Annotated in this window: 15 protein-coding genes; 7 read left to right on the plus strand and 8 right to left on the minus strand. The window is 61.7% G+C overall.

Annotated elements, in window-relative coordinates; genetic code table 11:
• The first annotated feature begins 23 nt into the window (after window positions 1-23).
• Window positions 24-734 carry a beta-ketoacyl-ACP reductase gene (locus CXY83_RS14425; RefSeq protein ID WP_104197996.1) on the plus strand — a complete coding sequence of 237 codons (711 nt, stop codon included), beginning with the start codon at window positions 24-26 and terminating at the stop codon, window positions 732-734.
• 27 nt (window positions 735-761) lie between these two features.
• Here the strand turns inward: CXY83_RS14425 and serB are convergent, their stop codons facing one another.
• On the minus strand, window positions 762-1,415 hold the full coding sequence (gene serB, locus CXY83_RS14430) for a phosphoserine phosphatase SerB (RefSeq protein ID WP_233200963.1): 654 nt from the start codon (window positions 1,413-1,415) through the stop codon (window positions 762-764).
• Entirely contained in the window at window positions 1,412-2,656 is a 1,245-nt protein-coding gene (locus CXY83_RS14435) for a glucose-1-phosphate adenylyltransferase (RefSeq protein WP_104197997.1), read from the minus strand. The genes serB and CXY83_RS14435 overlap by 4 nt, the downstream gene beginning before the upstream one ends.
• An 80-nt stretch (window positions 2,657-2,736) precedes the next feature.
• Here CXY83_RS14435 and glgA point away from each other — a divergent pair, with 80 nt between their 5' ends.
• The 3 genes from glgA (at window position 2,737) to CXY83_RS14450 (ending at window position 5,231) form a co-directional block, all read left to right on the plus strand.
• Window positions 2,737-3,918 carry a glycogen synthase gene (glgA, locus tag CXY83_RS14440; RefSeq protein ID WP_104197998.1) on the plus strand — a complete coding sequence of 394 codons (1,182 nt, stop codon included), beginning with the start codon at window positions 2,737-2,739 and terminating at the stop codon, window positions 3,916-3,918.
• Between the two features lie 83 nt (window positions 3,919-4,001).
• On the plus strand, window positions 4,002-4,784 hold the full coding sequence (locus CXY83_RS14445; protein ID WP_104197999.1) for an ABC transporter ATP-binding protein: 783 nt from the start codon (window positions 4,002-4,004) through the stop codon (window positions 4,782-4,784).
• Between the two features lie 195 nt (window positions 4,785-4,979).
• The gene (locus tag CXY83_RS14450) at window positions 4,980-5,231 is read left to right on the plus strand and encodes a type B 50S ribosomal protein L31 (RefSeq protein ID WP_104198000.1); all 252 of its coding nucleotides are present in this window, start codon (window positions 4,980-4,982) and stop codon (window positions 5,229-5,231) included.
• Between the two features lie 234 nt (window positions 5,232-5,465).
• On the opposite strand, the gene CXY83_RS14455 is transcribed toward CXY83_RS14450, so the two are convergent.
• From CXY83_RS14455 to treS, 4 genes are all read right to left on the minus strand, one after another.
• Window positions 5,466-6,152: an exonuclease domain-containing protein gene (locus tag CXY83_RS14455; protein WP_104198001.1), complete on the minus strand. Its 687-nt coding sequence runs from the start codon at window positions 6,150-6,152 to the stop codon at window positions 5,466-5,468.
• 91 nt (window positions 6,153-6,243) lie between these two features.
• Window positions 6,244-6,957, minus strand: a complete 714-nt coding sequence (locus CXY83_RS14460; protein ID WP_104198002.1) for a GAF and ANTAR domain-containing protein — start codon at window positions 6,955-6,957, stop codon at window positions 6,244-6,246.
• Between the two features lie 95 nt (window positions 6,958-7,052).
• Complete coding sequence (locus CXY83_RS14465; RefSeq protein ID WP_104198003.1) at window positions 7,053-7,754, minus strand: GAF and ANTAR domain-containing protein; 702 nt, start codon at window positions 7,752-7,754, stop codon at window positions 7,053-7,055.
• 117 nt (window positions 7,755-7,871) lie between these two features.
• Window positions 7,872-9,569, minus strand: a complete 1,698-nt coding sequence (treS, locus tag CXY83_RS14470; protein WP_104198004.1) for a maltose alpha-D-glucosyltransferase — start codon at window positions 9,567-9,569, stop codon at window positions 7,872-7,874.
• A gap of 117 nt (window positions 9,570-9,686) precedes the next feature.
• On the opposite strand from treS, the gene CXY83_RS14475 reads away from it, so the two are divergent.
• Window positions 9,687-10,622, plus strand: a complete 936-nt coding sequence (locus CXY83_RS14475) for an alpha/beta fold hydrolase (protein WP_104198005.1) — start codon at window positions 9,687-9,689, stop codon at window positions 10,620-10,622.
• Window positions 10,619-11,689: a glycosyltransferase family 1 protein gene (locus tag CXY83_RS14480; RefSeq protein ID WP_104198006.1), complete on the plus strand. Its 1,071-nt coding sequence runs from the start codon at window positions 10,619-10,621 to the stop codon at window positions 11,687-11,689. The genes CXY83_RS14475 and CXY83_RS14480 overlap by 4 nt, the downstream gene beginning before the upstream one ends.
• 92 nt (window positions 11,690-11,781) lie before the next feature.
• Here the strand turns inward: CXY83_RS14480 and CXY83_RS14485 are convergent, their stop codons facing one another.
• Together CXY83_RS14485 and CXY83_RS14490 are read right to left on the minus strand one after the other, a co-directional pair.
• Window positions 11,782-12,375 carry a histidine phosphatase family protein gene (locus CXY83_RS14485; protein WP_233200964.1) on the minus strand — a complete coding sequence of 198 codons (594 nt, stop codon included), beginning with the start codon at window positions 12,373-12,375 and terminating at the stop codon, window positions 11,782-11,784.
• A gap of 66 nt (window positions 12,376-12,441) precedes the next feature.
• On the minus strand, window positions 12,442-13,365 hold the full coding sequence (locus tag CXY83_RS14490) for a Sir2 family NAD-dependent protein deacetylase (protein ID WP_104198008.1): 924 nt from the start codon (window positions 13,363-13,365) through the stop codon (window positions 12,442-12,444).
• 139 nt (window positions 13,366-13,504) lie between these two features.
• Between CXY83_RS14490 and CXY83_RS14495 the strand changes: the two genes are divergently transcribed.
• Window positions 13,505-14,314, plus strand: coding sequence for an RNA methyltransferase (locus tag CXY83_RS14495; RefSeq protein WP_104198009.1), 810 nt, complete (start codon window positions 13,505-13,507; stop codon window positions 14,312-14,314).
• Window positions 14,315-14,338 lie beyond the last annotated feature (24 nt).

Raw genomic sequence — 14,338 nt, forward strand, 5'->3', positions numbered from 1 at the left:
GTGAACAACAGAAGAGGAACTTTATGACAACGGCTCGAACAGTGCTCGTCACCGGCGGTAACCGCGGCATCGGGTTTGCCATCGCGGAGGAATTTCTCGCCCAGGGCCATCGCGTCGCTGTGACTTCGCGGTCTGGACACGGACCGGCCGGTAGCCTCACCGTGCGCGCCGACGTGACCGATGCCGCTTCGATCGATGCCGCGTATACCGAGATTGAGGCGACATACGGTCCGGTTGAGGTTGTCGTTGCGAACGCCGGAATCACCCGTGACACCCTGCTTATGCGTATGTCCGATGATGATTTCACGTCGGTGATCGACACGAACCTCAACGGAGCGTTCCGCGTGGTCAAAAGGGCGAGCAAAGGCATGCTCAAGGCCCGTTTCGGTCGCATCGTGTTGATTTCCAGCGTGGTCGGACTCTATGGGTCACCGGGACAGGTGAATTATTCGGCATCGAAGAGCGGGCTGATCGGCCTGGCCCGCTCGATCACACGCGAGCTTGGTGCTCGCGGCATTACTGCAAACGTCATCGCTCCAGGTTTTATCGAAACCGACATGACCGCTGCTCTTCCCGAAGCGCAACAGGCGGACTACAAGCGCAACATTCCGGCCGGCCGTTTTGCCACTCCATTGGAAGTTGCTCGCGTCGTCACTTGGCTCGCCAGCGATGACGCCGGGTACATTTCCGGTGCCGTTATTCCCGTCGATGGCGGCCTGGGAATGGGGCACTGAGCAAATAATCGAGGGGCGCGGACCTCGTCAGCCGCGCAGGCCGAGCAACGGCAGCACCTGGCTGAGGTCGCACCGGTCGATCACGAGGTCGGCCTCACGCTTGACCTGTGGTTTGGCGTTGAACGCGACGGCGAGGCCGGCGGCATCCATCATGCGCAGGTCGTTGGCGCCATCCCCGATTGCGACCGTCTGCGACAGGGCGATGCGTTCATGTGCCGCCCATTCGCGCAGGGCGACCGCTTTGGCCTCGGCGTCGATGATTGGTCCGAGCACCCGCCCGGTCAGGCGGCCGGCTGCGACTTCAAGTCGGTTCGCCCGCCAATGGTCGACTGTGAGATCGGCTGCGAGGGGGTCGAGCAACTCGTGAAAGCCGCCGGAGACGACGCCGACGAGGCCGCCGGCAGCATGAATGCCGGCGATCATCTCCTGCACCCCCTCGGTCGGGCGGATGCGCTGCCCCACCTCGGTGAAAACGGTGTCGGGCAGTCCCGCCAGGGTCAAAACTCGCTCGCGCAGGCTGTCGGCGAAATCAAGTTCGCCGCGCATGGCGCGCTCGGTCACGTTGGCGACGAGATCTCGCGAGCCGGCGGCATCCGCCAGCAGTTCGATCACCTCATCCTGAATCAGGGTCGAGTCTGCATCGAGCACGACCAGAAAGCGTGGTGCAGTAGCGCGGATCACGGAGTAACGAACACTCCCTTACCGACGACGGTGATACCGGATTCGGTCACACTGAAACCGCGCGCGAGGTCGCGATCACGATCGACACCGACCGTGGCGCCAGCTTCGACGATGACTTCCTTGTCGAGAATGGCACGACGCACGATCGCATCGGGTCGAATCTGCACCCGGTCAAACACGATCGAGTCGATGACTTCGCAGGCCGACCCGATCGAGGTCCAAGGCCCAAGAACGCTGCGCTCGATGTGTGCGCCGGAAATGACGCAACCCAGCGACACAATCGAGTCGATCATGGTGCCGAGGGCGCCCTTGCCGTCGCGCACGAATTTAGCCGGTGGCGAGTTCAACTGCATGCTGAATATCGGCCATTCGTGGTTGTACAGGTTGAACACGGGCAGCGCCGAAATAAGATCCTGGTGGGCCTCGAAGAACGAGTCGATCGTTCCCACATCGCGCCAGTAGTACCGATCGCGATCGGTTGACCCCGGTACCACATTGCGTTGTAGATCGTATACACCGGCTTCGCCGCGGGAGACAAAATCGGGAATGATGTCACCGCCCATGTCGTGGCTAGAATCGGTACGTTCACCATCGCGCAGCACCGCCTCGATCAGGGCGTCGGTGTTGAAGACGTAGTTACCCATCGAGGCGAACACCTCGTGGGGGGCGTCGGCAAGCCCAACGGCATCCTTGGGCTTCTCACGAAAATTGGAGATCCGATCAGGGGTGGCGGTATCCACTTCAATGACGCCGAACTGATCGGCCAAGCCGATAGGCTGGCGAATCGCGGCGACCGTGGCCGACAGGCCAGAAGCGATGTGTGCGTCGATCATCTGGCTGAAATCCATGCGATAGACGTGGTCGGCACCCACGACGACAACGATGTCGGGTTTCTCGTCGTGAATGAGATTCAGGCTCTGCAAAATCGCATCGGCCGAGCCGCTGAACCAACGCTTGCCGAGACGCTGTTGAGCGGGCACGGAGGCGATGTACGAGTTAGACAATCCACCGGACATATGCCAGGTCTGGGAGACGTGGCGGTCGAGACTGTGTGATTTGTATTGGGTCAGCACAACGACCTGGGTGAGGCCCGAATTGATCAGGTTGGACAGGGCGAAATCCACCAAGCGGTAATGCCCCCCAAAGGGGACCGCTGGCTTGGCCCGGTCCTCGGTTAGCGGCATCAGCCGTTTTCCCTCACCGCCGGCGAGCACGATTCCAAAGATTTTCGTGGCTTTCATGTGTACAGAGTAGGGCCAACCGTGCGGCTCGAGTTGCACGGCGGGATGTGGGGCGGGTTCTGCTGCGCTACCTTTGCTCCATGCGAGTGGATCTGATGACCAAGGAATACCCTCCGGAGATTTATGGGGGAGCGGGCGTTCACGTGATGGAGCTCGTGCGAGCACTTCGCGAAGATATTGACGTGTCGGTGCGCTGCTTCGGTGCACCCCGCACGGACACCGGCACCTTTGCCTATGACGTTCCGGCACAGCTGGCCAACGCCAACGCTACCCTGGGTACCCTCGGCGTTGACCTGCAGATGGCACAAGACGCCGCTGACGCCGATCTGGTGCACTCGCACACCTGGTATGCCAATGCGGCCGGCCACCTCGCGAAGATGCTGCACGGAATCCCGCACGTCGTCACGGCCCACAGCCTCGAACCCCTGCGACCGTGGAAGGCCGAGCAGCTCGGTGGCGGCTACCGCGTTTCCAGCTGGATCGAGAAAACGGCCTTTGAGGCAGCAGATGCCGTGATCGCCGTCAGCGACGGCATGCGGCGCGACATTCTGCGCAGCTACCCGGCACTCGATGAGAGCCGAGTGCACACCGTGTACAACGGTATCGACCTCGACCGCTGGAAGCCCAGACTCGACGCCGACGTCGTACGGGAGCTGGGAATCGACCCTGAGCGGCCGTCTGTCGTCTTTGTTGGTCGCATCACCCGGCAAAAAGGCCTGCCGTACCTGTTACGCGCCGCCGCGTTGCTGCCGTTAGAGGTGCAGCTCGTATTGTGTGCCGGTGCGCCGGACACTCCAAAAATCCTGGCGGAAGTGACCGCTGGCGTCGAGGCGTTGCAGCGCGAACGGTCGGGGGTCGTCTGGATCAACCGACTTCTCGCCCAACCAGAGCTCGCCGCGGTTCTCACGCACGGCACCGTCTTTGTGTGCCCGTCCATTTACGAACCACTGGGAATTGTCAACCTCGAGGCAATGGCCTGTGGGTTGGCAGTTGTCGGTACCGCTACCGGCGGTATTCCCGAAGTTGTCGCCGACGGTCAAACCGGACGTCTGGTGCCGATTGAGCAGCTCACCGACGGCACGGGCACCCCGTTGAATCCCGACCAATTCGTCGCTGACCTCGCCCGCATCCTGACCGAGGTGGTGAGCGATCCGACTCGAGCGGCTGAAATGGGACGCGCTGGTCGTCTGCGCGCCGAGCACGAGTTCGGCTGGAGCCAAATCGCCACCCGCACCCGGGAGATCTATGCGTCTCTACTGTGACCCAAGCCGTCGGTGGTGCCGGTCTCAGTCTTAGGTCGAGCCCGGCGTATTTGTGCGTCGGCGCCGCCCGATAGCATGGCTATATGGTCAACGTTTTGCATTTCACCGACGTCTCGGTCGTCCGGGGTGGCACTACCATCCTCGACTCAGTGAATTGGAGTGTCGACGACGACCAGCGGTGGGTCATCCTCGGCCCGAACGGGGCTGGCAAGACCACGCTGTTACAGATTGCCGCAGCTTTCATGCATCCGTCGGCCGGTCAGGCCGAGGTGCTCGATGAGACGCTGGGTGGAACGGATGTCTTTGAGCTGCGGCCCCGAATCGGGTTTGCCTCGACGGCCATGGCACGGAAAGTTCCCGCCAAAGAGAAGGTACTCGACGTAGTCATGACTGCGGCCTATTCGGTAACAGGCCGGTGGAATGAAGAATACGAGACCATCGATGAACGACGCGCCCAGCGCGTATTGCAGGAATGGAATCTCGATCATCTTGCCGAGCGCGAATTTGGCACCCTGAGCGATGGAGAACAGAAGCGGGTTCAGATCGCCCGCTCCGTCATGACCGACCCGGAAATTCTCTTACTCGACGAGCCTGCTGCGAGCCTCGACCTCGGCGCACGGGAATCGCTTTTGCAGCTTCTCAGCGGCTTCGCTCAGGAACCCAACTCGCCGGCCATCATCATGGTCACCCACCACGTTGAAGAGATTCCACTTGGATTCACCCACGTGCTACTTCTGTCCGGCGGCAAGATCGTCTCGGCCGGGCCAATCGGCACCGCACTCACCGAGACGGCTCTGAGCGAAACGTTCGGCCTGAATATCGAACTCATCGAGACCGACGGCCGCTTCGCGGCGCGCGCTGTCTAAACAGAACGCCGCGACACGACGACTTCAACTCCCAGGCTCTCTTAGTGAAAGCAAGGTCTGCTAAAGTAAGGGGCTGGCCATCAGGCCAACCAGCTTGTCGTCGTCCTCTGAGTATGCGTCGAGCGGTGCCCAACAATCGAACAGCACTGTGACCAGTTACAAGTCTGTTCACCAGAAGTGCAAAAGGAAATCTTCATGAAGTCTGACATTCATCCCGAATACTCTGCCGTCGTGTTCCGCGACCTCGCCTCTGGTGCGACCTTCCTGACCCGGTCGACGGTCTCGAGCAAGAAGACCATCGAGTGGGAAGACGGAACCACGTACCCGGTCATCGACGTGGAAATCTCCTCCGAATCGCACCCGTTCTACACGGGCAAACAGCGCATCATGGACTCCGCCGGCCGCGTCGAGAAGTTCAACTCGCGCTACAAGGGCTTCGGCAAATAACACCAGGTTTTTTGCGAACTCTCTAGCGCGAAACAAAAAAGCGACCAGCTTCGGCTGGTCGCTTTTTTTAGGTCTCCGAGTTGAATATCGGGGCCAGTTCAGCGATTTCGGCTCAAATAATTTTTCTGGTCACCGACTACCCAGCCACCGACTACTTGGTCAGCAACTACCCGGTCACCGACTACCTGTGCAACGCTGACCGAATCAACGCTGACCGAATCAACGCTGACCGAATCAACGCTGGGGCCAGGCGGTGTCGGCTAGAAACTCGGGGTCGCGGCCGCGCCGCATGTACTCCTGAAAGCTTTCGGCCTGTTGGCGATACCAGGTGACCTGCAGGGCGTGCATCTCGTCGAGAGTGGTCGGTAGAGCACCTTCGTGCGCCCGGTGGATCGCCTGAGCGACACGACCGGCGGCGATCGCATCGGCTCCGGCATCGTGCGCATCTTCCAGGCTGACGCCGTAGAACGCGCTCGTGACCTCGAGGGTGCGCTTGCCTTTTCGATACTTGTCGACGGCTTTGTCGATGACCAGAGGATCGACGACCGGGCTGGGAGAGATCAGGGGAGCGATGCCATAGCGCAGGGCTTCGCGGTCGAGCAGGGTGAGGTCGTAGGGGGCGTTGTAGGCCACAATCGGTAGGCCGTCGCTCAGGTGACCACGAAGTGCACCGACGATCTCGGCCACAGCCTCGGCTGCCATACGACCGTGCTCCACGGCATGCTCTGTTGTGATTCCGTGCACGTTGGTGGCGCCGACCGGAATCTCGATGCCCGGATCGACCAGCCAATCGATGCGCTCCACGGCCGTACCGCTGGCGTCGATAACGGCGACAGTGGCCGACACGATGCGACACGTTTCTACATCGATGCCGGTAGTTTCAAGGTCGAATACAGCGAGATGATCGCTCCAAGTGCTCATACTTCCACCCTAGGGGCGACCGCCGACACGTTCCGCTGCACCAGCTGGTGCTCTGCTTTGGCATGCCGGGGAACGTGGGTCCAGAGTGGAATTAGAGGTGCACACTTCGGTTGATGACGTTTTCAGCACTTTCGCGCATGGTGTGATTGTTCGCCCGAGCATCCGCTCGCAGTCGTTTGAAGGCTTCGTCCATGTTGACCATGCTGACCTGGGCGATGACTCCCTTGGCCTGTTCGATCAGAATGCGACTGTTCAGTGCGCGCTGTAACTGTTCATTGACGACGGCGTCTTCGTACACGGTACGTTCCTGCAAAATACTGATAGTCGCGACATCGGCCAGGGCCCGGCCGATCGCGGCGTCTTCGGGGGTGACGTCACCGGTGTCAGAGCGAAAGAGGTTGAGCGCACCGATTGTCCGATGGTGCACCCGCATTGGAATGGCGTGCACTGAGTGAAATCCCTGAGACAACGCGGCGGCTGCAAAGTCTGGGTAGGTGTCCTGACATGCTGCGATGTCGCCCAGAGTGACGACTGTGCCGGTGAGATAGCAGTCCACACACGGACCCGCGCCAGCCTGCTGTTGCAGAACCTCCACGAGGTAGCTCTCTTCGCTCGTCGAAGCCACGACCTGTAATTCTCCACTCGGGTCTGCCAACAGCAGACCAGCCGCGGTGGCGTCGAGCACTTCGACGCACGACTCAACCAGGGTATGGAGTACGTCGAGAACGTCATATTCGCCCACGAGAGTGTCCGTCAACTTTATGAAGGCGGCGCTCACCAGTGAGGCGCGAGCCATGGTGATCATGGAAGGATTCTAGAACTTTTACTGACAATATGTCAGCTATACCGAGTGAATGTGTCCGAGTCGATTTACGTCGAATCAATTTGCAGCGGCGTATTTCACAGGCCTTCAGCTTCCGGGCTGAATTGCAGGCGCCGTGCAACCACGTCGCCTGCAATGGCGCGCACTGTTTTGCCGTGGGAAAAGGCGTGCGCGCGCAGTAGCAGCAGGGCATCCGTCGGTGTGACGTTCATCTGCACCAACACCATCCCGGTAGCCTGATGAATTTCCCGGCGTGACAGTGGGGACTCCGCGGAGGCTTGAGACGTCAACGATGTTTCGTCGGTAGCGGCCTCCTGCACTTGAAGCAGATGGTCGAGCAGATTCCAGGCGGCCTCGTTGGCCAGTACCAAAGCTTTTGCGCGGTCCGTGCGATCAAGTGCTCCCGTGGTTGTGCTGTATAGCTCGACGATACCGACATTGAGCGCGCCGAGAGTAAGCGGGAAGACGTAGAGCGCTTTGACCGTCGTGTCCATCAGGGCCATGTGGAAGACCGGCCACAACGGATGCTCTACCTCTTGTACCCGAGGTTCCAACACGGGAAGTCGCGTACGGGCCGCTTCCCAACGCGGTCCCTCGCCGAGATCGAACTGCAGTTCGTCGAGCCGAGCGGCGAGGCGATCGGTGGCACAGACGACCGCCTCGGGTACCGCACCGACGAAAACCGAGACGGCGGCGCCGTTCACGGGTAAGGCCTCAAGAAAGTGGGCGCACAGGGCAGCGTTCTCGACACCGTCTTCGGTACTAGTCCATGTAGCCACGACCGGCCTCCAGGCTTTGAATGGCATGCTACGCCAAGGATACGTTGTGCACACGATCGCGACAATGAACGTTCACCCGGAGTTCGTCACGATCGGGCCGGCGAACGGCCAACGTGGTCAGCCGCAGTGCAACCAATAAAAACTCTGCGCCCCGAGCGTAAGGGTGAGTGAGCCTTCTTCATTGAAACTGGGAAAGACTGCGCCGCCGAATAAGTCGTACAGCCGCGTCCCGGCCATGTCGACATCATCGATCGTGAACGCGACCGGGTTGTGCGAGAAACTGAACACGCACATCACGGTTTCCGGCTGGTCGCCGAACATAGAACCGGAGCCCGCATAGTTGCGGATGAATACGAGTACGGATTCGTGGTTGGTCGTGAGCACGCGGATCGCGCCAAGTCCGAAGGTTGGATGCGCCTTGCGCACGTGGATCACATTGCGAATCCAGTGCAAAAGCGAACCGGATTGGGCGAGTTGTGACTCCACATTGGTCTGCGTGAAGTTGTAGACGAGAGACTGCACGATTGGTAGGAATAGCTTGCCGGGGTCGGCATCGGAGAAACCGGCATTGCGATCAGGGGTCCATTGCATCGGGGTACGGGAGCTATCCCGGTCGGGCAACCAGATATTGTCGCCCATGCCGATCTCGTCGCCGTAGTACAGAAACGGGCTCCCCGGGAGGGCAAAAAGCAGGGCATGGGCTAGCTCGAGTTCCGCTCGGGAGTTATCGAGTAGGGGTGCCAGTCGTCTGCGAATGCCGATGTTGGCGCGCATTCGTGGGTCGTAGGCATACCAGCCGTACATGGCCTGGCGGTATTCCTCGCTGACCATTTCGAGGGTGAGCTCGTCGTGGTTGCGCAGAAACACGCCCCAGCCGGCACCATGAGGAATGTCGGTCGTTTCGGAGAGTACGCGCACCAGTTCGTTGGCCTGCTGGGAGCGTAGGGAGTAAAAGATTCGCGGCATCACCGGAAAATCGAAGGCCATGTGGCATTCCGGTTCATCGTCGGTGCCGAAGAACGCGGCAACCTCGCGCGGCCATTGGTTGGCTTCGGCGATCATGACTCGGCCGGGATATTCCCGATCGACCAGGGCACGCAGCCGTTTGACGAACTCGTGGGTGGGCGGCTCGCCCTCACCGTTGCCCTCTTCGGACTCGAACAGGTACGGAATCGCATCCAGGCGAAAGCCATCGACACCAAGATCGAGCCAGAACCGTATGACATCAAAAATTGCTTCCTGCACGGCCGGGTTCTCAAAATTGAGGTCGGGCTGGTGTGAGAAGAACCGGTGGAAGAAGAACTGTCGACGCACTGGGTCGAAGGCCCAGTTCGATTCCTCGGTGTCAGTGAAGATGATGCGAATGTTGGGGTACCGCTCGTCAGTGTCGCTCCAAACGTAGAAATCTCCGTAGGGCCCTTCAGGGTCCTCACGGGATTGCTGGAACCATTCGTGCTGGTCGGACGTGTGGTTCAGTGGGAAATCGATCACGATGCGCATATTACGTTCGTGCGCTTTGGTCACGAGGTCTTTGAATTCCTCGAGGGTACCGAATTCCGGCAAAATCGTGCGGTAATCGGCCACGTCGTAGCCACCGTCTTTCAACGGTGAGTTGAAGAACGGTGGAATCCACAGTGCGTCGATGCCGAGCCACTGCAGGTAGTCGAGCTTCGATACGAGGCCCGCCAGGTCTCCGGAGCCGTCGGCATTGCTATCGACGAACGACCGAACCATCACCTCATAGAAGACGGCGCGGCGATACCACCGCGGATCGAGGGCCAAACCGGGCAGCTGAATGGGTGCGGTAAAGCTCACGGCTTTCCTTCCTTCCTCGCAAAAGGGCTCTCTCGATGCGTTCGATGGCTTGAGTCTAGATCGGCCACCCCGGTGCGCGTCCAGCCTTGAATAAGTGTCGCGTCTAAACTAGGGCCGGTGATCGTTTCTTCTGCCTACGACAAGCTTTTACAGCGCCTCCCCGTGCGTGAGGTCACCGCATCCGTTCCCGGCACGGACCATCAGCGCACAGACACGCGGTACTGGGATTACGGCAACCCCAACGCACCGACAACCCTTGTACTCGTTCACGGGTTTCGGGGCGATCACCACGGTCTGCAACTGGTCGTGGCCGAACTGCTGGGCGACGGCGCAAACCCGGCTGACCTGCGTATAGTGGCACCCGACCTGCCCGGTTTCGGTGGATCAGCGCCGCTGCCCGGAGGCGTGCACTCGCTGGCAGCATACGTCGACTGGCTTCAGGAATTTGTCCAGCTGTTGGCCCCGTCGGGGCGGTTGGTCGTGCTGGGCCACTCGTTCGGCTCGATCGTGGTCGCTGCGGCCGTGGCCGACGGGCTGGTGACGCACGACGTCATCCTGGTCAACCCGATCGCCGCGCCCGCACTGTCCGGGCCGCGTGGTGTGCTGACCCGACTGGCCGTGTTCTACTACTGGACGGCTGCGAGCCTGCCGGATCGCTGGGGCTATGCGTTGCTGCAGAACCGAGCCATCGTGCGCATCATGAGCGTGAGCATGGCCAAGACGCGTGATCCGGGCCTGCGGCGCTGGATTCACAACCAGCACGACCGTTACTTCAGCGTCTTCGCCAACCGTCGAGTCGTGATGGAGGCGTTCGCCGCTTCGGTCAGTCATGACGTGAGCGAGTTCGCTGCGCGCATCCGGCAGCCCACGCTGTTGATCGCGGCCGACAAAGACGACATCACGCCGCTGACCGCGCAGTACCGACTGCAGTCGCTGTTTCCGAACGCCACGCTGCGGGTCATCAACGGGGTCGGCCATCTCATCCACTACGAGAAGCCGAAACCGGCCGCCGCGTTCATCCGTGAATTTCTCGCGGAGGACCGACCAGCATGAGAATCGTCGTCGACTGCCGCTACGTGCGTCTGGATCACCACGACGGCATCAGCCGATACACCGCTGGCCTGGCCACCGAACTGGGCCGACTGCATCCGCTCACCATGCTGATCAGTGACCACCGCCAGCTGAAGATGCTACCCGCCCTGCCGTGGCAGCTCGTGCGTGCCCCGACCAGTCTGCTCGAACCACTCATCGCCCTCACGGTCAACCGGCTGCAGCCCGACGTCGTCTTCAGCCCCATGCAGACCATGGGCTCCTGGGGCCGCAAATACCGGTTATTTCTGACCGTGCACGATCTCATCTATTACCGCAATCGCACACCCCCGCACGACCTCCCACCGTTGATCCGGTTGCTCTGGCGCGCCTACCACCTCTCCTGGTGGCCACAACGGATGCTGCTGAACGGAGCCGACGGCATTGTGACCGTTTCCGAAACCACCCGTTCACTGATCAACGAGCATCACCTCACCCGGCGGCCGGTCACCGTGGTGCCGAACGCTGCCGACCCCGTTCCCGGCGCCCCTACCCACCGGAGTATCCCGGAAACGACTCGCCTGATTTACATGGGGTCGTTCATGCCGTACAAGAACCTCGACACGCTGGTCAAGGCTCTGGCTGACCTGCCAGACCACGAACTGCACCTGCTCAGCCGGGTTTCGGCGACGGAACGAACACGGCTGACCCGTTTGGCAACGCAAGCCCGGCTGGTCTTTCATGATGGGGTGACCGATGAGGAGTATCACCGCCTGGTGCGCTCGGCGACGGCGCTCGTGACCGCCTCACTCGATGAGGGGTTCGGAATTCCCCTGGTTGAGGCGATGAGCCTCGGCATTCCCGTCGTGGTCAGTGATATTGCGATCTTTCGTGAGATCGGCGGAGCTGCCGCGCTGTACTTCGATCCGCGCAGTGCTGACGCAATCGCGGCAGCCGTGCGTCGCCTCGCGCTACCGGGGGAGTGGGAAGCGCGATCCGCTCTCTCGATCGAGCAGGCCGCTCGGTTCACCTGGGCGGCGTCGGCCCGCACGCTGCTCGGGATGTTGGAGGGGACAAAACCCAGCGCGTAGCGGGCGCCGCGACTCGTCATTTCACGTCCCGGAACAGGAGACTGTGCCATTGTCTCCGACACGGCAACTCCGCACGGCCAGACCTCGCAGGGTCAGGGCAACGGCGGCGCGACAGCCTCACCACGATCGCCGGGCGATCGGATCGTCGCATCGAAATGGGTCAGTGATAGCTGATCATTCTCCCATCGAAAATCGTGCACCGAACCATTGGCAATGAACTCGCCGTGACGCGGGCGGTCGCCGTCGGTGAGGTGACGCAGCAACGCACCAATGATGCCGCCATGGCTCAGTATCAGAACGGACTGCCCGGCGCGCCCGGCGGCCAATCCCGCCAGCGCTGCGAGTACTCGGTCGACGACGTCGCGGCGGGTTTCGAGGCCAGGAACGGCCACCCCGTCGGGAAACCGGTGCTGGCGTTCAGTGAAGGTGAGCCCCTCGATGGCCCCATGGTGACGTTCGGTCAGGGTGGGAATCACGACGGGTTCGTCCAGTCCGAGTTCGGTGGCAATGATTGTGGCCGATTCAGCGGCGCGCAGCAGCGGGCTGGTCGCTATCGCATTCCAGTGTCGGGTCCGCAGGCGCGCCGCCGCTGCAACAGCCTCGGCCCGCCCAGCAGTGTTGAGCGGGATATCCGTGCGACCTTGAATACGATGGTGCAGATTCCAATCGGTCTGGCCGTGGCGCACGATGGAGAAAACAGTAGTGTGTGATTCACCAGTCGGATCGGTGCTTCGCCGGGCGAACACGAACGGTCAGCCCAGCAGTCGTTCGGTCAAGCCGGCGAGGGTTTCGGAGGTACCGGCTTCGAGTTTGTGTAGCGCACGCCCATCACCCTTGGTGACGCCGCGGTTGATGACAACGATGGGCAGCCTGCGCCGGCGAGCCTGTTCCACCAGGCGGATGCCGGAATTGACGGCCAGCGAAGATCCTGCCACGACGAGGGCGTCGGCGCCCTGGATCACAGCGGATGCCTCGAGAAATGTTTCCGTGGGAACGAGCTCACCGAAAAAGACAACGTTTGGCTTGAGCATGCCCCCGCACACCGTGCAGTTCGGCACGACGAAGTCATCGATATTTCCCACGTCGGCATCGCCGTCGGGAGCTATACGGATGCTTTCCGGGTGGCGGAGCACGGGATTGTCCGTTTCGAGCCTGGCAGCGATGCTGTCCCGGCCGAACGCCTGGCCACAGGCCAGACAGATCACCCGGTCGAGGGAGCCGTGCAGTTCGACGACATGGAGTGAGCCGGCGCGGGTATGCAGGCCATCTACGTTCTGGGTGATGATGCCGGCGATGGCACCGGCGTTTTCCAACTGCACCAGCGAGCGATGCCCGAGGTTGGGTTCAGCCTGGCGGAACACTCGCCAGCCCAAATGGCTGCCAGCCCAGTAGCGTTTGCGCGATCGTTCATCGGCGACGAAGGTCTGAAAGGTCATTGGAGTGCGGATCGGCGCCCCCGCGCCGCGATAGTCCGGAATGCCGGAATCGGTGCTGAGGCCGGCACCGGTGAGTACGGCGGCACGTTTGCCGCGCAGCAGGGTGGCTACAGCATCCACTGCCCGCTCGGAGTCGAGGGCGACCGCCGAGGCGAGCACAGCGGCGGCATCGGGAACGCCGGTGGGCTCGAGCGCGTCGCCAGGCGCCGTTTCGGTGGGCCGGGCCGAGTCGGCTGTCATCGGTGCTCCCTTCACGCAGAGATGGGCGGACGAGCTGATCAAAATACCCGTTACCTGATTCTAAACTCGTCTGTTTTCCTGTTTGACTACCTACCTGTCAGGCTTGAGGTCAGTCACTCGAGTCGGAAGGCACTACTTCGTGCAGATCACCCGCATTACCGACCTGTCCAGTGCGGGTCTCGCCGACTATTCGCGGTTGACCGATGTCGCCCTCCGGCGGGTTCTCGAACCGGCCGGCGGGTTGTATATCGCTGAGTCACCCAAGGTGATCGCGCGGGCCCTGAACGCCGGGCATCGGCCCCGGTCCTTGCTGATTCAGGAACAGTGGATGCCAGACGCCGCGCGTTTGCTGGTCGACTGGCCCGACGTGCCGGTTTACGTGGGCGAGCCTGGCGTGCTGGAGCAGCTCACCGGCTACAACCTGCACCGCGGAGCGCTCGCCGCCATGCACCGTCCGGCGCTGGAACCAGTCGAAGCGCTGCTGACGAGTGCCCGCCGCATTGTGATCCTTGAAGACATCGTCGACCACACGAACGTCGGCGCCATTTTTCGTTCGGTTGCCGGGCTCGGTGCCGATGCCGTGCTGATCACCCCACGCTGCGCGGACCCGCTCTACCGGCGAAGCGTGCGCGTGAGCATGGGCACGGTGCTGCAGGTACCGTGGACTCGCCTGCCGGAGTGGAGCGTGGCCACCCCGCTGTTGCACGCCGCGGGGTTTCACCTGGCCGCCCTGGCGCTGGCCGACAACGCGGTCTCTCTCGACGTATTCGCCGAGGCGGCGCCCGAACGGCTCGCCATCATCCTCGGCGCGGAGGGCGATGGGCTCAGTCAACACGCTTTGGCTGCCGCCGACACGGTCGTGACGATTCCCATGTTGCACGGCGTCGACTCGCTCAATGTCGCCTCGGCGAGCGCGGTTGCGCTCTACGCCCTGCGAATTCGCTCGTGAACTCGGCGGACCGGCTGCGCGCCG

Origin of the sequence: Cryobacterium sp. M15, from assembly GCF_002929675.1 — a bacterium.
In the GTDB taxonomy this organism is placed as follows: domain Bacteria; phylum Actinomycetota; class Actinomycetes; order Actinomycetales; family Microbacteriaceae; genus Cryobacterium; species Cryobacterium lyxosi.

What these genes read in the sequence shown, in the direction of transcription:
- CXY83_RS14425 (WP_104197996.1), top strand. Translation starts at nt 24, where the DNA reads ATGACAACGGCTCGAACAGTGCTCGTCACCGGCGGTAACCGCGGCATC.
- CXY83_RS14435 (WP_104197997.1), bottom strand. Translation starts at nt 2,656, where the DNA reads ATGAAAGCCACGAAAATCTTTGGAATCGTGCTCGCCGGCGGTGAGGGA.
- glgA (WP_104197998.1), top strand. Translation starts at nt 2,737, where the DNA reads ATGCGAGTGGATCTGATGACCAAGGAATACCCTCCGGAGATTTATGGG.
- CXY83_RS14445 (WP_104197999.1), top strand. Translation starts at nt 4,002, where the DNA reads ATGGTCAACGTTTTGCATTTCACCGACGTCTCGGTCGTCCGGGGTGGC.
- CXY83_RS14450 (WP_104198000.1), top strand. Translation starts at nt 4,980, where the DNA reads ATGAAGTCTGACATTCATCCCGAATACTCTGCCGTCGTGTTCCGCGAC.
- CXY83_RS14455 (WP_104198001.1), bottom strand. Translation starts at nt 6,152, where the DNA reads ATGAGCACTTGGAGCGATCATCTCGCTGTATTCGACCTTGAAACTACC.
- CXY83_RS14460 (WP_104198002.1), bottom strand. Translation starts at nt 6,957, where the DNA reads ATGATCACCATGGCTCGCGCCTCACTGGTGAGCGCCGCCTTCATAAAG.
- CXY83_RS14480 (WP_104198006.1), top strand. Translation starts at nt 10,619, where the DNA reads ATGAGAATCGTCGTCGACTGCCGCTACGTGCGTCTGGATCACCACGAC.
- CXY83_RS14490 (WP_104198008.1), bottom strand. Translation starts at nt 13,365, where the DNA reads ATGACAGCCGACTCGGCCCGGCCCACCGAAACGGCGCCTGGCGACGCG.